Below are 19,875 nucleotides of genomic sequence, written 5' to 3'. Positions count from 1 at the left end.
CGACGAGTGAGGCCGCGGGCAGACAATAAGATTGGAGGTTAAAGCATACGATGAAAGAATTGGATGTGGTAAATGGGATCCAAAACGCGGGCAGCTGGCTCCTGCGCAATCAGGATCTGCTGTTGAGCTATGCCGTTAATCTGGTCGCCGCGGTGGTGATCATGATCGTCGGTTCACTGGTCGCGCGCGGTATCTCCTCGACGCTGACCCGTCTGTTGAAGGCGCGCGGTCTGGATGTCACGGTGGTGCACTTCTTGGCGGCGATGGTCCGTTACGGGATTTTGGCCTTCACTATTATCGCCGCGTTGGGGCGACTCGGAGTACAGACCACCTCGGTGATCGCGGTGATCGGTGCCGCCGGTTTGGCTATTGGTCTGGCGTTGCAAGGTTCGCTGTCCAACTTCGCCGCCGGTGTCCTGCTGGTTCTGTTCCGTCCGTTCCGCGCCGGTGAGGTGGTGGATTTAGGCGGTGTGGTGGGGACGGTGCGTGAGGTGCAGATCTTCTCGACGACTCTGGCAACCGCCGACAACAAGATTATCGTGGTGCCCAACGGTAAGATCATCGCCGGTAACATCATCAACTTCTCCCGTGAACCGAAGCGGCGCATCGATATCACGGTCGGTGTAGCCTATGATGCCGATATCGACGTGGTTAAGCGCGTGCTCGGTGAGGTCGTCGCGGCAGATACGCGCATTCTGCATGACGATGGCGTGACCATTCGCTTGAACGAGATGGCCGCCTCTTCGCTCAATTTTGTGGTGCGTGTCTGGAGCAACAACGCCGACTACTGGGCCATCTATTTTGACCTGATGGAGAACTTTAAACGCGCGTTGGATGCCAATGACATCGGCATTCCTTTCCCGCAGATGGATGTGCATCTGTACCGTACATCGGCCGCGAAGGCCCGCGCCGAGTAATCTACACCGTCACTGGCTGGGCGAGCCTCGGCCAGTGACGATAAGTCGATCTAATCCCCGATAAGAAATCCCCATTTCCCCTCGCTGCGGCGGCTGATTATGATGCCTTTCAGCCAATTTTTCAGGAAATATCAACCATGTTCTCTGTCTTTGCTCAGGGCTTCGCTCTGGGGGCGGCCCTGATTTTGCCCTTGGGACCGCAGAACCTGTTCGTGCTCAATCATGGCATTCGACGTCATCATCATCTGACCATTGCCAGCCTGTGTGCCTTAAGCGATCTGGTGTTGATCTGTGCCGGCGTCTTCGGCGGCAGCGCGCTGTTACTGCGCTCTCCGTTGTTGTTGCAGGGCGTGACCTGGGGTGGGGTGGCGTTTCTGCTGTGGTATGGTTGGGGTGCCTGGCGGGCGGCCTGGCGTCCGGCGGCGAACGAACGGGACGATAGCCTGTTACAGCAGGGGCGTTGGCGTATCATCATCACTCTGCTGGCGGTGACCTGGCTCAATCCGCATGTTTATCTGGATACCTTTGTGGTGTTGGGCAGCCTCGGCGGGCAGTTGTTGGCGGAGCCGCGGCGTTGGTTTGCCTTTGGGGCGGTGACGGCCTCGGTGGTGTGGTTCTTTAGCCTAGCGCTGCTAGCCGCCCGACTGTCCCCCTGGTTGCAGCGTCCGCGGGCCCAACGGGCCATCAATCTGTTGGTCGGTGCGGTCATGTGGTTCATTGCGCTGGAATTGGCGCGTCAGGGATGGCCACAGTAGGCAATTATCCGATACCCGACATGCCGTTGGCGCGCTATGCTACTGGAGAGTATACCGCCTACGGGTGGCGGTAAATGGCCGGGAGGCACGCGGTGCCGGCGAGTGGCGCAGGGCGGCTTCCCAGGCAACGAGGCAGTAAAGCGGAGGATAAGCGTGAAACTAACAGTATTGGCCTTGGCCGCAATGATGGGTGTCGGTGGGGTGGCGCTGAGTGCGCAGGCCGCCGAGATGCCAGAAGGTCCGCATGTGGTGACGTCGGGCACCGCCAGTGTTGACGCCGTCCCCGATATGGCGACCCTGACCTTCCAGGTCAGCGCCAGTGCGAAGGATGCCGCCGGTGCCAAGTCGCAGGTCGACCAACGGGTGGCGAAATATTTCGACTTTTTGAAGCGTAACGGCATTGAGACGCAGGATATCAGCGCCGCCAACCTGTATACCATGCCGGAATATGATTACCAGAAGGATGGTAAGAGCCAACTGAAGGGTTATCGTGCGGTGCGCACCGTGCAGGTCACGCTACGCCAACTCGATAAGCTAAACAGCCTGCTGGACGGGGCGCTCAAGGCGAATCTCAACGAGATCCGCTCCGTCGAGCTGGGTGTCGCCAAGCCAGAGGTTTATCGCGAGCAGGCGCGCCAGATGGCGATCAAGAATGCCATCTCCCAGGCTGAGTCACTGGCGCAGGGATTTGGCGTCAAGTTGGGGCCGGTGTATAGCATTCGTTACCATGTCTCCAACTTCCAACCGGAGCCGGTGACGCGTATGTATGCGGCTGCGCCATCCGCTAACCAGACGTCGGCGGCGCAGACCTATGAGCAGCAGACCATTCACTTCGATGATCGCGTCGAGGTGGTGTTCAATCTGAATCAATAAAGCATCGCCAGGGAACACGGGATCGCGTGCGATCCCGTTTGGGTATAGCCCCTTGAGCGGCCGCTTAGTCTTGGCGCAGGACGTTACGGCCGTGGCTGAGCAAGGCATCGGTGACGCGGCGCATCAGGCGGCTCTCTGGCGCGAAGCGGTGCCAATAGAGCATACGGCGCTGCACCATTCCCGGCGTCAAATCGATTAAGACCCCTTCACGCAGCTCTCGTTCGACCTGGAGATGCGGCAGCATACAGCAGGTGGTGCCTTGGAGGGCCAACTGGACGAAGGCTTCGGAGGAGTTGACGATATGGCAGGGAACGCTGCCTGGCGGCAGTTCGAAGTTTTGCTGTAGGAAGGCTTGGTGCATGTCGTCCAGATGGTCGAACGCGACCGCTGGCGCCTTGAGTAGGGAGGAGCGTGTTACCCCGTTGGGGAAGTAGCGCGCGGCGAAGGCGGGCGAGGCGCAGAACAGGTAGTCTAAGGCCCCGAGGCGATCCACCAGGCAACTGGGCAACGGCTGAGGCTGCAAACTCACCGCCCCGACCACCTCACCGCGCCGTAGGCGTTCCTGGGTGCGGCTCTCATCCTCGACCTGCAAGTTAAGGCGCAACGGCGAGTCGGCCAATACCGGCTTGAGCGCGGGCAGCAGCCATGTCGCCAGACTGTCGGCGTTGACCGCCAGCGAGAGCAGCAGGGGGCCATCGCTGCTGTTATCGTTACCCAGCCACTCCTCTTCCAACAACTCGACTTGATGCAGCAGCGCGAGGAGGCGTTGTCCTTGCTCGGTCGGACGCGGTGGTACGGTACGCACCAGCAGTGGCTGGCCAAAGAGATTTTCCAGTTGCTTGATGCGTTGCGATACCGCCGACTGTGTGATGCAAAGTTTCTGTGCCGCGCGTTCGAAGCCGCGCTCGCGGATGACAGCGTCCAGTGCCTGCAAGGTCCGGTAGTCCGGGCGTTTCATTATGGTCTTTATCCCCTTGGTTCCATTTTTTGTTATCGGTAAAGCGCAATTGCTCACGTTGGAAAACGGCACAAGCGAACGCTCCCCCTCGCCGAGAGAGAGGCTCTAGTCAGGCGCCGCGTGGCGGCTGGAGGCATTGCCGTTACCGCAATATGCCACATTTTTCCGCTTGTCGCGGATAAAATAGGGAGGTGCAACGGGAAAAACACAGTACGTGGGCGTAAATTTGCGCTCCCATAGTGGGGTATTTTCGTGCGCTGCTCTATAATACGCACACGTTTTCGTAGCAAAGTCCATAGGATACGGTATGACGCAGGATGAATTGAAGAAAGCAGTGGGTTGGGCTGCATTGAAGTATGTGCAGCCCGGTACGATTGTAGGGGTTGGCACCGGCTCCACCGCCTCTCATTTTATTGATGCGCTGGCGACCATGAAGGGGCAGATCGAGGGCGCCGTCTCTAGCTCCGACGCGTCGAGTGCCAAGCTGAAGAGCCTAGGTATCCCGGTGTTTGACCTTAACGAGGTGGATACGCTGGATATCTATGTGGATGGTGCCGATGAGATTAATGGCGCCATGCAGATGATCAAGGGGGGCGGTGCAGCCCTGACGCGCGAGAAAATCGTTGCCGCCGTGGCGAAGAAATTTATCTGCATCGTCGATGCCTCGAAGCAGGTCGACATCCTGGGTAATTTTCCGCTGCCCGTCGAGGTGATCCCGATGGCGCGAGCCTACGTGGCGCGTGAGTTGGTGAAACTCGGTGGTCAGCCGGTATACCGCCAGGGGGTACTTACCGATAACGGCAACGTGATTTTGGATGTACACAATCTGCAAATCATGGAGCCGTGCAAGCTGGAAAACGCCATCAACGCCATCGCTGGTGTGGTGACGGTCGGGCTGTTTGCTAACCGGGGGGCCGATGTGGTGCTGGTTGGCTGCGCGGATGGGGTGAAAACCCTGACGGCCTGATTGCGTCTCGGCGCCCCGTCTCCCTGGGGCGTCGTATCCGGCGGGCGCTTTTTTCTTACTGCCGAGAATTCGGTGACATCTATCACAGAATTACCGTCCTTCAATTTTTCCCGCTGATAGCTCGTTGTTTATTAAAATTTTCCGCAACTTTTCTCTATCTAGTGCTGCGTATTCGTCGGGCGTACGCTGCCGCCATGGCTTGCCGCCGAGGTAAATTTTGTTATGTTGACTAGAGTTTGTACAAACTGCTGACATAACACATACGCTTTTTCGGACAATAGGGTAGATCATGGCAAAAGTTTCTATGGATAAGGATAAGATCAAGTTTTTGCTGGTGGAAGGCGTACACCAAAGCGCCGTCGAGGCGTTACGGGCCGCCGGTTATCACAATATCGAATACCATAAGGGCGCGCTGGATAGCGCCGCGTTGCGTACGGCGATCCGCGACGCGCACTTTATTGGGCTGCGCTCGCGTACCCAATTGAGCGAAGAGGTGTTCGCCGCCGCAGAGAAGTTGGTGGCGGTCGGCTGTTTCTGCATCGGTACCAACCAGGTGGATCTGGCCGCGGCACAGCAGCGCGGCGTGCCGGTATTTAACGCGCCCTTCTCCAATACCCGCTCAGTGGCGGAGATGGTGCTAGGGGAGATCCTGCTGCTGCTGCGTAATATTCCCGAGGCCAATGCCCGTGCCCATCGTGGCGAATGGAACAAGCAAGCGGCTGGTTGCTATGAAGCGCGAGGTAAAAAGCTGGGGATCATCGGCTATGGCCATATCGGTACCCAACTGGGGATCTTGGCGGAAGGGATTGGCATGGATGTCTATTTTTATGACATCGAAGGCAAGTTACCGCTGGGCAATGCCACCCAGGTGCGCCACTTGTCCGAACTGCTAAATATGAGCGATGTGGTGTCGCTGCATGTTCCAGAGACGGCGTCGACTCACCGGATGATCGCTGAGGCGGAACTGGCGCGGATGAAACCGGGCGCCATCCTGATCAACGCCGCTCGCGGTACGGTGGTGGACATCGATGCCCTATGTCAGGCACTGGAAAGCCGTCATCTCAGCGGCGCCGCCGTCGATGTCTTTCCGACGGAGCCGGCGACCAACAACGATCCCTTCATCTCACCGTTGTGCCGTTTCGATAACGTGCTGCTGACTCCGCATATTGGCGGCTCAACGCAAGAAGCCCAGCAGAATATCGGGGTGGAGGTGGCCGGGAAACTAGCCAAGTATTCTGATAATGGCTCGACCCTGTCGGCGGTGAATTTCCCGCAAGTCTCCTTGCCGATGCATGAGGAGCATGTCAGCCGTCTGCTGCATATCCACGAAAACCGCCCAGGAATGCTGAAGGCTATCAACCAGATCTTTGCCGAAGAAGGGGTGAACATCGCCGCGCAGTATCTGCAAACGACGCCGACCATCGGCTATGTGGTGATCGACGTCGAAACGGAGGTAGAGCGTGCCGAGGCCGCACTGCAACGCATGCGTGCCATTCCCGGTACCGTACGGGCACGTTTGCTGTATTAAGGTTTGCGGGCCGTCTCTTAGGGACGGCCTGTAGGGCTAGCCAGGTGATGGGGAGGCGTGTACTGCTTGCCACGGCGCCCCGGCCTGTGGCCAGCGGTAGTGTGCCGAGGGGGTGACGATCTCCGGCAGGGGAACATCCCAGTCGGCAGCGGTTAGCGCCGCGACACGCTGACAGTCGTGTGCGATCCCGATGGGATAGGGGCCGAATCCGTGTTGCCGCCGTTGGCGCCATTGGGCCAGGGTCCGGTCATAGAAGCCGCCGCCCATACCCAGCCGATTGCCTGCCGCATCGAAGGCGACCAGCGGCGTCAGCATCAGATCTAGGCGTGTCAGGGGAACGACGCGCGTCGCATCCAAGTCGGGTTCGCTGATGCCAAAGGCATTGCGCCGCATCGTCGTTTCCGGCGTGTAGCGCAGAAATAGCAGTTGGCCGCGGGTAAAGGGGTGTAATACCGGGAGAACCACCTGGTGACCGCGTTGCCATAAGGCGGCGATCAGCGGGCGCGTATCGGGTTCGCCGTCAAAGGGCAGATAAAGGGCGATGCGGCAGGGGCGTGCCAGATAAGGCTGTGCCAGTAGGCGATCCCGGAGAGCGAAAGCCGCGTGACGTTGTTGGGCCGGCGAGAGTGAGCGCCGCAACGCGCGTTGTTGTTGCCGAATGTGATGACGAGAGAGCGACGCAGGCTCCTGGGGCATGGAGTCGGCTCCGTGGCAGGATAAGCGTATTAGGGAATCTCCGAGGTGCCGTAGCAGGCTGTAACCCTTGAACCCGCGGTTCAAGGTGAACGCAACGTCGCAACTTTAAGGCTTCTCGGAGACCGAGCCTGCTCACCGGTTGTGGAGCGCTACATTCTTAAGGTTTGAAATATCGGCTCAGGGGACTGGCCCGCGCACGAACACCTCAGAGAAATTTGAAATCTTGCTGCTTTCTTACTAATTATACTAACACAACTTACATTTTATGGAACGCTTTTCTTTGTAAATTTTGTTGTATAATCAGTAAGTTAGTTTTTACTCAAAAGAAGTACCCGGACGCTCAGTAATGCGTCCTTGCTCCAGCAGCGCCTGCTCAATCGTCTGCTGCAACATGCGGATCCTTTGCTCCATATTGGCGGCATAATCGCGGGTTTTCAACCGCTCCTGTGCCAGTTCGTGACACACATTCAACGCCGCAATGAAGACCAGTTGTTCCGTATTGGTGACTCTAGTGCGAACTTTTAGATCTTGCAACCGCTGATTCAGATCCTCCGCGGCTTGGTTCAAAGCATCCAGTTGTTCTGGCGGACAATTAACACGCAGTGCGCGGCCAAAAATTTGAATATCTACCGGCTGTGCAGACATACTACCTTCCCGCTCGATTTTGCGCCGCGTCCCCCCGGGAACGCTGTGGGCGCTAACTATATCTACCCCGCTATGCAGTGACAAGCCCTCGGCTTGCGATACGGCCCTTTCTGGTATAGCGACTCATCTTGGTGGTAGCATAACACGAACTTTACCTGTCAACGATGACCAATACGTATGTCTACAGAGAATAGCTTGGCGGATTACGCCGTACTGACGCAGGCCCTACAGCAACAGGGGGTGGCGCTGACCGCCGCCGAGATGCATGGTTTAGTGAGCGGAGTGTTGTGTGGCGGCAACCGTGACGCCAGTTGGCTGACGCTGGTGCATGATTTGACTAATGAGGGGACGGCCTTCTCGGCGTCGCTCGCCCAGCCGCTACAGGCGCTCTATACCCAGACGCGCGATGCCTTAGAGGGGGATGAGTTCGCCTTTCAACTGCTGCTGCCGACGGAAGAGGCGGCCACGGTGTTCGAACGCGCCGATGCGTTGGCTGGCTGGGTGAATCACTTCCTACTGGGACTGGGGATGATGCAGAGCAAGCTGGGCCAGGTGAAGGGCGAGGTGGGCGAGTCGATCGACGATCTGCGTAGCATCGCCCAGTTGGGCTACGATGAGGACGAGGATCAGGAGGAGCTGGCCCACTCCTTGGAAGAAGTGGCCGAATATGTACGCATGGCCGCCATGCTGTGCCACGGCGAATTCCGTCAGCCGGATGCGGCACCGCTAGCGCCTCAACTGCACTAACGTCGCCTAGCGCCCACGGCCTCGTGTCGTGACGCGATGACTCGCTCGGACGCCGATGTTGGCGTCCGAGCGAGTCAATGAGGCGCACTCCCCGGGTTATCGACAGCATACGCCGTCGATGCTATTTGCCTTACCCTTTGTTTTTCCTCTCGTGGTAGTCTAGAGCTTATGCGTATTGTTCACGCGCGCACGGAGAGGCGCCATGGCACGCACAGCTTTACTGAGCCCATGGCCGTCACTGGCTTGTGTCGTGGGGCGCACCGCGTCGGCGGCGTGCCAGCCGTATCATTTACTTGCCGATTTTCAGGAGATGGATATGACCCCGCAAGAGTATCAGCGTCGCCGCCAGGCATTGCTGGCGAAGATGCAGTCGGGCAGTGCCGCGCTGTTTTTTGCTGCCCCGGTTCATTGCCGTAACGCTGAGAATGAGTATCCCTATCGTCAAAATAGCGACTTTTGGTATCTGTGCGGCTTCAATGAGCCGGAGGCGCTGTTGGTGCTGATCAAGAGCGACGAAAACCACAGCCACAGCGTGTTGTTCAACCGGGTGCGTGACGTGACGGCGGAGGTCTGGTTTGGACGCCGGCTTGGACAAGAGGCGGCGCCGGCGCGTTTGAATATCGATCGGGCCTTGCCGTACGGCGAGGTCGCGGAGCAGTTGCCGCTGTTGCTGAACGGCCTGGATGTGGTGTACCACGCCCAGGGCGAGTATGCCTTCGCCGATGACTTGGTGTTTGCCGCGCTGGAGACGCTGCGGCGAGGTGCGCGCCAGAATTTGCGGGCACCGGCAACGGTGACAGATTGGCGTCCCTGGGTGCATGAGATGCGCCTGTTTAAGTCGCCGGAGGAGATCGCCGTGATGCGGCGCGCCGCCGAGATCACCGCCCTAGGGCACACGCGAGCGATGGAGAAATGCCGCCCGGGCATGTATGAGTATCAGTTAGAGGGCGAACTGCTGCACGAGTTTAACCGCCATGGTGCCCGTTCTCCCTCCTTCAATACTATCGTCGGCAGTGGCGAAAACGGCTGCATCCTGCATTACACCGAGAATGAAAGCCCGATGCGTGATGGCAGTCTGGTGCTGGTCGACGCCGGTGCAGAATATCGCCACTATGCCGGGGATATTACTCGCACCTTCCCGGTCGGCGGGCGTTTTAGTGAGCCCCAGCGCCAGATCTACCAGTTAGTGCTGGACGCGATGACGGCGGCGATCACGCATTATCGTCCTGGCAGCAGCATTCGTCTTGCCCAGGAGGCGGCGGTGCGGGTGATGGTGCAGGGGTTGGTCGCACTCGGCATCCTACAGGGTGAGGTGGAGACGCTGATCGACGAACAGCGCTATCGCGCCTTCTTTATGCATGGCCTAGGGCATTGGTTGGGGCTGGATGTGCATGATGTCGGTGACTATGCCACGCCGGCGCGTGACCGGGTGCTTGAGGCGGGGATGGTACTTACCTGTGAGCCGGGGCTGTATATCGCGCCGGATGCTGACGTTCCCCCGGCCTATCGCGGCATCGGGGTGCGCATCGAGGATGACATCCTGATCACCGAAACAGGCTGTGAGATCCTGACGGCGGGGGTGGTCAAGTCGATCGACGAGATCGAGGCATTGATGGCTGCGGCACGCGGCGTCGAATGAGCATCATCATCGCCGGAGGCGGCATGGCGGGCGCAACGCTGGCTCTCGCGCTGTCGGCGCTGAGCGCGGGGCGTTGTCCCGTCACGTTGGTGGAGTCTATCGCCCCGGGCTCAGGGGCGCACCCCGGTTTCGATGCACGCGCCATCGCCTTGGCACAGGGCACCTGCCAGCAGTTGGCCCGGATCGGTATCTGGCCCGCTTTGGCGGCGCACGCGACGGCCATCAATCAAGTGCAGATCAGCGATCGCGGTCATGCTGGCGCATTGTGGCTGGATGCGGCGTCCTACGATCTGCCCGCTTTGGGGCAGGTGGTGGAGCTGCATCGGGCTGGCGAGCAGTTATTCCGGCTGTTGGCGACGGCTGCCGGGGTGACGTTGCACTGTCCGGCGACGGTGGTGCGGGTCGAGCGACAGGCCGCGGGGGTGACGGCTTGGTTGGCGGATGGGCGTAGCCTGTCCGGTCAGTTGCTGGTGGCCGCCGACGGCTCGGCCTCGGCGTTGGCGACGATGTGCGGCATGCATTGGCATCGTGAGTCTTACGCGCAGACGGCGTTGATTGCCAACGTCGCGACTAGCGAGGCGCATCGCGGTCGGGCCTTCGAGCGTTTTACCGCCGATGGGCCGTTGGCGCTGTTGCCGATGAGCGAGGGGCGTAGCGCGCTGGTGTGGTGTCTGCCGCCTGAACAGGCCGAGCAGGCGGCACAGTGGGACGAGGCGACGTTCTTGGCGCGGTTACAGCAGGCATTCGGTTGGCGTTTGGGGCGTTTTACGCGCTGTGGGCGACGTGACGCTTATCCGCTGGCGTTGCGTCAGGCGCAGGCTCATGTCAGCCATCGTCTGGTGCTGGTGGGGAATGCAGCGCAGACGCTGCATCCCATCGCCGGCCAGGGGTTTAATCTGGGACTGCGCGATGTGATGACGTTGGCGGAGACGCTGAGTAGCGCTTGGCTATCGGGGCAGGATCCCGGCGGTTACGCGACCTTGGCCGACTATCAGCGCCGTCGTCAGCCCGATTGTCAGGCGACGGTGGCGTTGACCGACAGCCTGGTGCGCCTATTTGCCAATCGTCTGCCGTCACTGGTGGCCGGGCGTAATCTGGCCCTGATGGCCTTGGCACTGTTGCCGCCGCTGGGTACACCGCTGGTGCGGCGCATGTTGGGCCAGGTCGCGCGCTAAGCCTTTTTGCTTGGGAAGACAGGAAGTTATGCAATCATTCGATCTCATTGTCGTCGGTGGCGGCATGGTGGGGCTAGCGCTGGCCAACGCCCTTTCTGGCAGCGGACTGCGTATCGCCGTTGTCGAGCAACGTCCCCCCCCGCCGGCGGCGGAGGGGCTGCGCGTCTCGGCGTTGAATATCGCCAGCGAGCGTCTGTTACAACAACTCGGCGTCTGGCCGACGATCTTGGCGCAGCGGGCGAGTGCTTGCCGCGGCATGGAGGTTTGGGAGGCGGACAGCTTTGGCCGTATCGCTTTCGACGCCGACGCCTATGGTCACTCCCATCTAGGACACATCATCGAGAATCAGGTGGTGCAGCAGGCATTGTGGCAGCGCGCCGAGCAAGACAAGGCGATCACCATGTTGACGCCGGCTAGCGTGGCCCAGGTGGCTTGGGGCGAGAATGAAGCGTTTTTGACGCTGACAGATGGGATGATGCTCAGCGCGCGCTTGGTCGTTGCGGCTGATGGTGCGCACTCCCAACTGCGCCAGTTGGCTGATGTGCCACTGACGTTCTGGGATTATCAACAGCATGCCTTGGTGGCGACCATTCATTGCGCGCAGCCGCATGGCGGGATCGCGCGGCAGATCTTCCGCTCGCAGGGGATACTCGCATTCCTGCCGTTGAGCGATGCCCACCTCTGCTCCATCGTCTGGTCGTTGCCGCCTAGCGAGGCACAACGCTTGCAGACGGCCGACGACGAGGCGTTCGAGCGTGAGCTGACCATCGCCTTCGATCATCGTCTCGGCTTATGTCATTGCCGTAGCGAGCGGCAGCTGTTCCCGCTACGGGGACGCTATGCGCGCAGCTTTGCTGGCCACCGCCTGGCCCTGATGGGTGATGCGGCGCATACCATCCACCCGTTGGCCGGACAGGGGGTCAACCTCGGCTTGATGGATGCGGCGGAGTTGGCCGGTGAGCTGCGGCGTCTCCAGGCTCAGGGCAAGGATATCGGTCATCATCTCTACCTACGTCGTTATGAGCGGCGACGCAAGCAGAGTGCGGCGCTGATGTTGGCGGCGATGCAGGGATTCCATGACCTGTTTGCCGGCGCGAATCCGGCTAAGAAGCTGCTGCGAGACCTGGGGCTGACCTTGGCCGATCGTCTGCCGGGTATCAAGCCACAGCTGGTACGCCATGCCATGGGGTTGGCGGATTTGCCGGCGATCCTCCAGACCGGCGCTAGCGAGATACGCTAGACACGGGGCGGCTTCGGCCGCCCTCGCGTGAAATATTCTAATGTCATGTCGACTTTCGCATTAATTTTTCTTGCGATATCCCCCTTTTCCTGCGCCGTTTTATGCGGCTTATTAAGCCGATAAGGTTATTTATCGGCAATAAAAATGCAGCGCAAATGTTAATTGTGTGCATCCGTGCGCATTTTTAAGGCGAAATATTCTGCATCATCGATCGCGTGCTTCCGTGTGCGCTGAGCGCGTTACACCTATTTTATCTTATGGTTAATCCCATTTTTCGGTGCTACCGTCGGAGCGATGTCATCGTTTGCGTAGCCGCCCTTTTGCGGCATTCCTGCGCGTGTGGCGTAAGCCGCGTTACTCAGTCGAGGATGAGAATGACAAAACAGACAGTGCTTTATCAGCAACATGTGGCCGATGGCGCACGGATGGTGGACTTTCATGGCTGGATGATGCCACTGAATTATGGCTCCCAGTTGGAGGAGCACCATGCTGTGCGGCGCGATGCCGGGATGTTCGATGTGTCGCACATGACCATCGTGGATTTACACGGCCCCAATGTACGCGCCTTTTTGCGCCACTTGCTGGCGAACGACGTGGCGCGCCTGACGCAGCCGGGTAAGGCGCTGTATAGCGCGATGTTAAATGCCAGCGGCGGAGTGATCGACGATCTGATCGTCTATTTTCTGGCGGAAAACAATTTCCGTCTGGTGGTCAATTCGGCTACGCGTGAGCGGGATCTGGCTTGGATCGGCGAGCACGCCCCTCGTTTCGGCATCGTCTTGCGGGTGCGCGACGATCTGGCGTTGATCGCGGTACAGGGGCCGCACGCCCGTGAACGGGTGGCGTCATTGTTGGGGGCCGAGCAACGGCTGGCATTGGCCGACATGCAGCCCTTCTTCGCCCGTCAGATCGATACGCTGTTTATCGCCACCACCGGTTATACCGGGGAGGATGGTTATGAGATCGCCTTGCCACTGGCCGATGCGCAGCCCTTCTGGCAGCGCCTGGCGCAGGCCGGAGTCCGTCCCTGTGGCTTAGCGGCGCGCGACACGCTGCGCCTGGAGGCGGGGATGAACCTGTATGGTCAGGAGATGGATGAGCAGATCTCGCCCCTGGAGGCCAATATGGCGTGGACCGTCGCCTGGCAGCCGGAGACGCGCGATTTTATCGGTCGCGACGCATTATTGCGTCAGCGCCATCAGCCCCATGCGCAATTGGTCGGCTTGGTGATGCGGGAGAAAGGGGTGTTACGTGCCGGCATGACGGTGAGCCTCTGGACGGCGTCGGGAGAGAGGACGGAGGGGGTGATCACCAGCGGTACTTTCTCGCCGACCTTGGGGTGTGGCATCGCGCTGGCCCGCGTACCGCAGGGGGTCGGCAGCGAGGGGCGCATCACTATTCGTGGACGTGAGGTCGCGGTCACGCTAGTAAAACCGGGCTTTGTGCGCCAGGGTCGCAGTCTGATTTAACCTGAGGCGTCCGACGTCTCAGTCGACAAACAAACGAGACAATACTCAATTCCAGGAGAGGATGGCGATGAGCAATGTAGCGACAGAGTTGAAATATACCGCGTCTCACGAGTGGGTGCGCGCCGAGGAAGCGGGGATCTTTTGCGTTGGCATCAGCGATCATGCCCAATCCCTATTGGGGGATATGGTGTTTGTGGATCTGCCGGAGGTGGGAGAGCACGTTGAAACCGGCGCCGACTGCGCCGTGGCCGAATCGGTTAAGGCGGCGTCTGACATCTATAGCCCGCTGGCCGGCGAGATCGTGGCGGTGAATGAGGCGCTGGTGGAGGCGCCGGAGCTGGTCAATAGCGAGCCCTATCAAGCGGGATGGTTGTTTAAGATCCGGGCGGACGACCCTGCCGACTATGCGACGTTGCTTAGCGCCGATGAGTATCAGCGCACGCTGGAGGCGTAGTCCCTCCCCCCGGACCGTCCTGCGCGGGCGGTCTCGATCAATGCGATGCCGGGCGCCGGGCAGCGGCGCGACCAAGGAATGCATAAGCCATGACGCAGACTCTCTCTACGCTGGAAAACAGCGATGCTTTTATTGCCCGCCATATCGGCCCGACGCCGGCTGAACAGCAGCAAATGCTGGCGGAGATCGGCGCACCGGATCTGGCGACGTTGATCGCTCGCCTGGTTCCCGTCGACATTCAACTGCCCGCCGCACCCCCCATCGGTGCGCCCTGTGACGAACAACAGGCATTGAGCGAATTGCAGGCGATCGCCGAACAGAATCAGATCTACAAATCCTTTATCGGTATGGGGTATTACGGGGTGAAGACGCCGCCGGCGATCTTGCGCAACATGCTGGAGAATCCCAGTTGGTACACCGCCTATACCCCCTATCAGCCTGAGGTATCCCAAGGCCGCCTGGAAGCGTTACTCAATTTTCAGCAGATGACGCTGGATCTTACTGGGCTAGCGCTGGCCTCCGCCTCGTTACTGGATGAGGCGACCGCCGCCGCAGAGGCGATGGCGTTGGCGCGCCGTGCCAGCCGGTTAAAGCAGGCTAACGTGTTCTTTATCGCTCAGGATGTACACCCACAGACGATCGATGTGGTCCGCACCCGGGCGCAGTGCTGTGGGATCGAGGTGATCATCGGCGATCCACGCCAGGCCATCGAGCAGCGCGATCTGTTCGGAGTGCTGCTACAACAGGCCGGTAGCGATGGGCAGTTGCACGATTACCGCGCGTTGATGGCGACGCTGCGTGAGCGAGGCGTGATCTGTTGCATGGCGGCCGATCCGCTGGCGCTGGTGCTGTTGCAGGCGCCGGGGCAGCAGGGGGCCGACGTGGTGTTTGGCTCGGCCCAGCGTTTCGGGGTTCCGATGGGCTACGGCGGCCCCCACGCTGCCTTCTTCGCCTGCCGGGACGAATTCAAGCGTGCCATGCCGGGACGTATCATTGGCGTGGCGCGTGATGCCGCCGGAAATCCGGCGCTGCGTATGGCGATGCAGACGCGTGAGCAACACATTCGGCGCGAGAAGGCCAACTCCAACATCTGTACCTCTCAGGTGCTGCTGGCTAACATCGCCGGGATGTATGCGGTCTATCACGGCCCTCAGGGATTGCGGCGCATCGCCGAGCGCGTGCATCGTTTGGCAGACATCTTGGCGTTGGGGCTACAACAGAAGGGGATGACGCTGCGTAACCACAGTTGGTTCGATACCCTGACGGTTGTCGTGGCGGATAAGGCGGCGGTGTTGGCGCGGGCGCAGAGCTTCGGCATCAACCTGCGCGGTGATCTGGACGGTGCGGTGGGCATCGCCTTCGACGAGTGTAGCACGCGCGACGATCTGGCGGCGCTGTTCGCCATCCTACTTGGCGATGGTCATGGCTTGGACATCGACACGCTGGATATCTTGGCGCAGGAGGCGAGCGAAGGCAGTATTCCCGCCGCGTTGCTACGCAGCGAGCCGATCTTGACGCACCCGGTATTTAACCGTTACCACAGCGAAACCGCCCTGATGCGTTATATGCATCGTCTGGCACGGCGCGATCTGGCGTTGGATCAGGCGATGATCCCGCTGGGCTCTTGCACCATGAAGCTGAATGCCGCCGCCGAGATGATCCCGATCACTTGGCCGGCCTTCGCACAGTTGCATCCCTTCTGTCCGCCGGCGCAGGCACGTGGTTACCAGATCCTGCTGAATCAGCTGGCAGGCTGGCTGACGCAACTGACGGGGTATGATGCGGTCTGCCTGCAACCCAACTCTGGGGCGCAAGGGGAGTATGCCGGGTTGCTGGCTATCCGCCGTTATCATGAGAGCCGGGGTGAGGGGCAGCGAATCCGCTGCCTGATCCCGGCGTCGGCTCACGGCACCAATCCGGCCTCGGCGCAGATGGCCGGGATGGAGGTGGTGGTCGTGGCCTGCGATGAGCGCGGTAATATCGATCTGCATGATCTGCGGTGCCAGGCCGCGGCGGCAGGGGAGACGTTGGCGGCGATCATGGTGACTTACCCCTCGACGCACGGCGTCTATGAGGAGACCATTCGAGAGGTGTGCCAGATCGTTCATCAGTATGGCGGGCAGGTCTATCTGGATGGTGCTAACATGAACGCCCAGGTCGGCATCACCACCCCTGGCTATATCGGCGCCGATGTGTCACACCTCAACCTGCATAAGACCTTTGCCATTCCTCATGGCGGCGGCGGGCCGGGGATGGGGCCGATTGGGGTCAAGGCGCACCTGGCGCCTTTCGTTCCCGGCCATCCGGTGGTGCATATCCCGGGCATGACGACGCGCCAGGGAGCGGTCAGCGCCGCGCCGTTCGGCAGCGCCTCGATTCTCCCCATCAGTTGGATGTATATCCGTATGATGGGGGCAGAGGGACTGTGGCAGGCCAGCGCGGTGGCGATCCTGAACGCCAACTATATCGCCCAGCGTCTACGTGCCGCCTACCCCGTGTTGTACAGCGGGCAGGCGGGCTATGTGGCGCATGAGTGCATTCTGGATCTGCGTCCATTGAAGGCGAGCAGCGGGATCAGTGAGATGGATATCGCCAAACGCTTGATTGACTATGGTTTTCATGCACCGACGATGTCTTTCCCGGTCGCCGGTACCTTGATGGTGGAGCCGACGGAATCGGAGGATAAGCGCGAATTGGATCGTTTTATCGCGGCGATGCTGGCTATTCGCGCCGAGATAGCTCGGGTCGAGGCTGGCGAGTGGCCGCGTCAGGATAACCCGCTGGTCAACGCGCCGCATACCCAGGCGGAGCTCACTGGCGAGTGGACGCACCCCTATAGTCGCGATCTGGCGGTGTTCCCGAGTCCCCAGAGCCGTGACAATAAGTACTGGCCGGCGGTGAAGCGTTTGGATGATGTCTATGGCGATCGTCATTTGCAATGTGCTTGCCCACCGGTGAGTGACTGGGCATAAGCGTAAGGTGAGCGGGGAGGCAACCCATTTGCTCGACCGTCACGTGGCTTCGGACGGTAAGCCGCGTGCTGATTTGCCTGTGGGGCGTAGCGGTGTTATGGTTGCGCCCCTCATTCGCCTGAGGGGCGTCGTTTCACGCCCCGTGGTTCCCTCTCGCTCAGTCTGCGCACGATTTTCTCGAATGAAATTTTCTAATTAATTCTTCTCTCGCCGTCGAACGGTGTGCATAACGCTTTTTGCGGTAAAGTTAATTTAAAACAAAGTGTTACGTTTTTATCGCCTGTTATTACTTTCGCTTATCATCACTTTTATTCATGCATCACTGGCTCATTTCCCCGACTATTCCTCGCGGGAAAGTGTGATAGAGTTCTCATCGTGAGCTGTTGCCATTTCCTGTAGAGGCTTCCTGCACGGCGGCGGCGACGCACAATTCCTGCGTTTATTCGGTTGAGATCACCGCGCCCGTTCATCAGGCGACGGCGGCAGACTATTCCCCGTTAAACGCCCTATCCACCGACAGGTAAAATAAAAACGGGTAATGACAGGTATGGACTTTTTGGCACAGTGGGTTAATCGCATTAATAGTCTGTTGTGGGATGAACTGTTGATTTTTTTACTCTGCGGCACGGGGATTTATTATACCCTGCGTCTGGGGTTCATCCAGATCCGCCATTTTGGCTCCGGCTTCCGTGCCCTCTTCGGCGGTATGTCGTTATCCGGTGCGAAGGCGGATAAGCAAGGAATGAGTTCATTTCAGGCGGTTGCCACGGCGATCGCCGGTCAGGTGGGGACGGGTAACTTAGCCGGTCCGGCGACAGCGATCGTTGCCGGTGGTCCTGGCGCCATCTTCTGGATGTGGGTCTCCTCGTTTCTCGGTATGGCGACCATCTATGCCGAAGCGATCCTGGCGCAGAAATATAAGTCTTTCGATAAACAGGGACAGGTGGTGGGTGGCCCAGCCTATTACATTGAACAAGGGCTGAAATGCAAATGGTTGGCGGCGCTCTTCTCCGTGCTGATCATCTTCGCCTTGGGCTTTATTGGTAATATGGTGCAATCCAACTCGATCGCCGCTGCTTTTGAGGGATCGTTAGGGGTGCCGGGCTGGATCGTCGGTGTGGTGCTGGCCTTGCTGACCGGCGGGGTGATCATGGGCGGACTGCGTAGTATCGCGTCCTTCACCGAAAAGGTAGTACCGACCATGGCGATCTTTTATCTGGTCGGGGCATTACTGATCTTGGGCTTGAACGCCCACTATATCTTGCCAGCCTTTAAGGCGATCTTCGTCGCCGCCTTTAATCCGCAGGCGGTGCTAGGCGGTGGGGCTGGGATCGCCATTCAACAGGCGATGCGTTTCGGTATCGCCCGCGGCCTGTTCTCTAACGAGGCCGGGATGGGCTCGACGCCACACGCACATGCGGTAGCCAAGGTGAAACACCCGGAGCAGCAGGGTTTCATCGCGATGATGGGGGTATTCGTGGTGTGCGTGATCGTTACCCTAACGGCGTTGGTGATCATCACCTCGGGGATGGCCATGTGGCAGCAGGGCGGCCAGACACAAGCCTCTTTCTTAGGCGTCTTCTCTGGCCAGGGGATCGCGGTGACGCAGCAGGCTTACTCTTATGTCTATGGCCAATTCGGTAGCCTGTTTATTTCGGCCTCGTTGTTCTTCTTCGCCTTCTCGACCATCATCGGTTGGTACTACTATGCGGAGACGAACGTACGTTATCTGTTTAACTCGCAGAAAGCGGTACGGGTCTATCAGCTGTTGGTGATCGTCTTTATTTTTATCGCGTCCTTCTTCCACGTGGAGCTGGTGTGGAATATGGCCGACATGTTTAACGGCCTGATGGTGTTGCCGAACCTGGCGGCATTGTTGCTGTTGTCACCGGTGGTGATCCGCTTGACGCGTGAGATCACGACGCGCCGTCATGGCGAAGTGGCGACGGAGGGAGAATAAGCCAACTCTCATCGTCGTGAGGTTGAGGTAAGAAGACGGCGGACGGGGAAACCCGGCCGCCGTTGTCGTTGTTAGAGATAGAGATAGATGGCGAAGAAGTGGCAGGCGCTGCCTCCCAGGACGAAGCCATGCCAGATGGCATGGTTGTAGGGGATGCGTTTGCAGACGTAGAAGATGACGCCCAAGGTATAGATGATCCCCCCTAAGGCCAACAGGATGAGCCCGCCCCCCGCTAGGCGTAGCGCCAATTGATAGATGACGATCAGCGATAGCCAGCCCATGGTGAGATAGGTGATCAGCGACAGCACCTTGAAGCGATGGGCGAAGGCCAGCTTAAAGATGATCCCCGCCAGCGCCAGCGACCAGATCACCACCATTAGACCGCGTGCGAGCGGCGAGTCTAAGCCGACCAGCAGGAACGGAGTATAGGTCCCGGCGATCAGCAGATAGATGGCGCAGTGGTCGACGATCTTTAACCAGCGTTTAGCCGCCGGATGAGGGATGGCGTGGTAGAGCGTTGAGGCGAGAAACAGCAGGATCATACTGCCACCATACAAACTATAACTGGTGATGGCCGTGGCGTTAGCGCCACTGTCGATGGCGTGCGTCAGCAGCAGAACCAAGCCGACGATCCCCAAGATAAACCCAATGCCGTGGCTAATGCTATTCGCCACCTCTTCCGCCAGAGAGTAGCTCGGCAGGGGGGGGCTGACCGTTGTCATCGTTATTGACCTCATAGAGTGCTCACCGGCTTTAGGCGGCGATTGACCGGCTGAAAATTTACTCCTCTAGGTTAGCTGAGAATGATTCCAGTGTACACGTGTACGCTAAAAAGAGTCAGAATGCTCGCCATCCTGCCGGCTGCCTTATGTGGCTAGAA

At 59.4% G+C, this 19,875-nt stretch carries 17 protein-coding genes and 1 other RNA gene; 13 read left to right on the top strand and 5 right to left on the bottom strand.

Annotated elements, in window-relative coordinates; all coding sequences use genetic code 11:
• Positions 1-50: 50 nt before the first annotated feature.
• The 3 genes from mscS to EHO01S_RS13140 all read left to right on the top strand — a co-directional run bounded on the left by mscS (position 51) and on the right by EHO01S_RS13140 (position 2,545).
• Positions 51-917, top strand: a complete 867-nt coding sequence (mscS, locus tag EHO01S_RS13150) for a small-conductance mechanosensitive channel MscS (protein WP_024524388.1) — start codon at positions 51-53, stop codon at positions 915-917.
• A 137-nt stretch (positions 918-1,054) separates the two neighbouring features.
• Positions 1,055-1,672: an arginine exporter ArgO gene (gene argO, locus EHO01S_RS13145; protein ID WP_024524387.1), complete on the top strand. Its 618-nt coding sequence runs from the start codon at positions 1,055-1,057 to the stop codon at positions 1,670-1,672.
• A 153-nt stretch (positions 1,673-1,825) separates the two neighbouring features.
• Entirely contained in the window at positions 1,826-2,545 is a 720-nt protein-coding gene (locus tag EHO01S_RS13140) for an oxidative stress defense protein (RefSeq protein WP_024524386.1), read from the top strand.
• 64 nt (positions 2,546-2,609) lie between these two features.
• On the opposite strand, the gene EHO01S_RS13135 is transcribed toward EHO01S_RS13140, so the two are convergent.
• Positions 2,610-3,503, bottom strand: coding sequence for a LysR family transcriptional regulator ArgP (locus EHO01S_RS13135; RefSeq protein WP_024524385.1), 894 nt, complete (start codon positions 3,501-3,503; stop codon positions 2,610-2,612).
• Between the two features lie 307 nt (positions 3,504-3,810).
• On the opposite strand from EHO01S_RS13135, the gene rpiA reads away from it, so the two are divergent.
• Both rpiA and serA read left to right on the top strand, forming a co-directional pair.
• On the top strand, positions 3,811-4,470 hold the full coding sequence (gene rpiA, locus EHO01S_RS13130) for a ribose-5-phosphate isomerase RpiA (RefSeq protein ID WP_024524384.1): 660 nt from the start codon (positions 3,811-3,813) through the stop codon (positions 4,468-4,470).
• A 289-nt stretch (positions 4,471-4,759) separates the two neighbouring features.
• The gene (gene serA, locus EHO01S_RS13125; protein ID WP_024524383.1) at positions 4,760-5,998 is read left to right on the top strand and encodes a phosphoglycerate dehydrogenase; all 1,239 of its coding nucleotides are present in this window, start codon (positions 4,760-4,762) and stop codon (positions 5,996-5,998) included.
• A 36-nt stretch (positions 5,999-6,034) separates the two neighbouring features.
• Here serA and EHO01S_RS13120 read toward each other — a convergent pair whose 3' ends face one another.
• From EHO01S_RS13120 to zapA, 3 genes are all read right to left on the bottom strand, one after another.
• Positions 6,035-6,694 carry a 5-formyltetrahydrofolate cyclo-ligase gene (locus tag EHO01S_RS13120; protein WP_024524382.1) on the bottom strand — a complete coding sequence of 220 codons (660 nt, stop codon included), beginning with the start codon at positions 6,692-6,694 and terminating at the stop codon, positions 6,035-6,037.
• A 33-nt stretch (positions 6,695-6,727) separates the two neighbouring features.
• A non-coding RNA gene (gene ssrS, locus EHO01S_RS18410) (6S RNA) lies at positions 6,728-6,909 on the bottom strand.
• A gap of 100 nt (positions 6,910-7,009) precedes the next feature.
• Positions 7,010-7,339: a cell division protein ZapA gene (gene zapA, locus EHO01S_RS13115; RefSeq protein WP_005282128.1), complete on the bottom strand. Its 330-nt coding sequence runs from the start codon at positions 7,337-7,339 to the stop codon at positions 7,010-7,012.
• Between the two features lie 177 nt (positions 7,340-7,516).
• On the opposite strand from zapA, the gene EHO01S_RS13110 reads away from it, so the two are divergent.
• From EHO01S_RS13110 to EHO01S_RS13075, 8 genes are all read left to right on the top strand, one after another.
• Positions 7,517-8,086, top strand: a complete 570-nt coding sequence (locus EHO01S_RS13110) for a YecA/YgfB family protein (RefSeq protein WP_024524381.1) — start codon at positions 7,517-7,519, stop codon at positions 8,084-8,086.
• Between the two features lie 316 nt (positions 8,087-8,402).
• A complete protein-coding gene (gene pepP, locus EHO01S_RS13105) occupies positions 8,403-9,725 on the top strand; it encodes a Xaa-Pro aminopeptidase (protein WP_024524380.1) in 1,323 nt (440 codons plus the stop codon).
• Entirely contained in the window at positions 9,722-10,900 is a 1,179-nt protein-coding gene (gene ubiH / locus EHO01S_RS13100; RefSeq protein ID WP_024524379.1) for a 2-octaprenyl-6-methoxyphenyl hydroxylase, read from the top strand. Before pepP ends, ubiH begins: the two co-directional genes overlap by 4 nt.
• 28 nt (positions 10,901-10,928) lie before the next feature.
• The gene (ubiI, locus tag EHO01S_RS13095) at positions 10,929-12,140 is read left to right on the top strand and encodes an FAD-dependent 2-octaprenylphenol hydroxylase (RefSeq protein ID WP_024524378.1); all 1,212 of its coding nucleotides are present in this window, start codon (positions 10,929-10,931) and stop codon (positions 12,138-12,140) included.
• Between the two features lie 374 nt (positions 12,141-12,514).
• A complete protein-coding gene (gene gcvT, locus EHO01S_RS13090; RefSeq protein ID WP_024524377.1) occupies positions 12,515-13,609 on the top strand; it encodes a glycine cleavage system aminomethyltransferase GcvT in 1,095 nt (364 codons plus the stop codon).
• 67 nt (positions 13,610-13,676) lie between these two features.
• On the top strand, positions 13,677-14,063 hold the full coding sequence (gcvH, locus tag EHO01S_RS13085; protein ID WP_024524376.1) for a glycine cleavage system protein GcvH: 387 nt from the start codon (positions 13,677-13,679) through the stop codon (positions 14,061-14,063).
• A gap of 89 nt (positions 14,064-14,152) precedes the next feature.
• Positions 14,153-17,035, top strand: coding sequence for an aminomethyl-transferring glycine dehydrogenase (gene gcvP / locus EHO01S_RS13080; RefSeq protein ID WP_024524375.1), 2,883 nt, complete (start codon positions 14,153-14,155; stop codon positions 17,033-17,035).
• A gap of 547 nt (positions 17,036-17,582) precedes the next feature.
• On the top strand, positions 17,583-18,995 hold the full coding sequence (locus tag EHO01S_RS13075; protein WP_024524374.1) for an alanine/glycine:cation symporter family protein: 1,413 nt from the start codon (positions 17,583-17,585) through the stop codon (positions 18,993-18,995).
• Positions 18,996-19,066: 71 nt separating this feature from the next.
• Here EHO01S_RS13075 and trhA read toward each other — a convergent pair whose 3' ends face one another.
• Entirely contained in the window at positions 19,067-19,717 is a 651-nt protein-coding gene (trhA, locus tag EHO01S_RS13070; RefSeq protein WP_024524373.1) for a PAQR family membrane homeostasis protein TrhA, read from the bottom strand.
• Positions 19,718-19,875 lie beyond the last annotated feature (158 nt).

This window comes from Edwardsiella hoshinae NBRC 105699 = ATCC 33379, from assembly GCF_000474215.1.
Taxonomy (GTDB): domain Bacteria; phylum Pseudomonadota; class Gammaproteobacteria; order Enterobacterales; family Enterobacteriaceae; genus Edwardsiella; species Edwardsiella hoshinae.
The sequence above is the reverse complement of the archived record's forward strand: the minus strand, read 5'-3'. Positions and strand labels throughout refer to the sequence as shown.

Bases quoted from the DNA above. Each gene is read 5' to 3' on its own strand.
- mscS (WP_024524388.1), top strand. From the start codon at position 51: ATGAAAGAATTGGATGTGGTAAATGGGATCCAAAACGCGGGCAGCTGG.
- argO (WP_024524387.1), top strand. From the start codon at position 1,055: ATGTTCTCTGTCTTTGCTCAGGGCTTCGCTCTGGGGGCGGCCCTGATT.
- EHO01S_RS13135 (WP_024524385.1), bottom strand. From the start codon at position 3,503: ATGAAACGCCCGGACTACCGGACCTTGCAGGCACTGGACGCTGTCATC.
- rpiA (WP_024524384.1), top strand. From the start codon at position 3,811: ATGACGCAGGATGAATTGAAGAAAGCAGTGGGTTGGGCTGCATTGAAG.
- serA (WP_024524383.1), top strand. From the start codon at position 4,760: ATGGCAAAAGTTTCTATGGATAAGGATAAGATCAAGTTTTTGCTGGTG.
- EHO01S_RS13120 (WP_024524382.1), bottom strand. From the start codon at position 6,694: ATGCCCCAGGAGCCTGCGTCGCTCTCTCGTCATCACATTCGGCAACAA.
- zapA (WP_005282128.1), bottom strand. From the start codon at position 7,339: ATGTCTGCACAGCCGGTAGATATTCAAATTTTTGGCCGCGCACTGCGT.
- EHO01S_RS13110 (WP_024524381.1), top strand. From the start codon at position 7,517: ATGTCTACAGAGAATAGCTTGGCGGATTACGCCGTACTGACGCAGGCC.
- pepP (WP_024524380.1), top strand. From the start codon at position 8,403: ATGACCCCGCAAGAGTATCAGCGTCGCCGCCAGGCATTGCTGGCGAAG.
- ubiH (WP_024524379.1), top strand. From the start codon at position 9,722: ATGAGCATCATCATCGCCGGAGGCGGCATGGCGGGCGCAACGCTGGCT.
- ubiI (WP_024524378.1), top strand. From the start codon at position 10,929: ATGCAATCATTCGATCTCATTGTCGTCGGTGGCGGCATGGTGGGGCTA.
- gcvT (WP_024524377.1), top strand. From the start codon at position 12,515: ATGACAAAACAGACAGTGCTTTATCAGCAACATGTGGCCGATGGCGCA.
- gcvH (WP_024524376.1), top strand. From the start codon at position 13,677: ATGAGCAATGTAGCGACAGAGTTGAAATATACCGCGTCTCACGAGTGG.
- gcvP (WP_024524375.1), top strand. From the start codon at position 14,153: ATGACGCAGACTCTCTCTACGCTGGAAAACAGCGATGCTTTTATTGCC.
- EHO01S_RS13075 (WP_024524374.1), top strand. From the start codon at position 17,583: ATGGACTTTTTGGCACAGTGGGTTAATCGCATTAATAGTCTGTTGTGG.
- trhA (WP_024524373.1), bottom strand. From the start codon at position 19,717: ATGACAACGGTCAGCCCCCCCCTGCCGAGCTACTCTCTGGCGGAAGAG.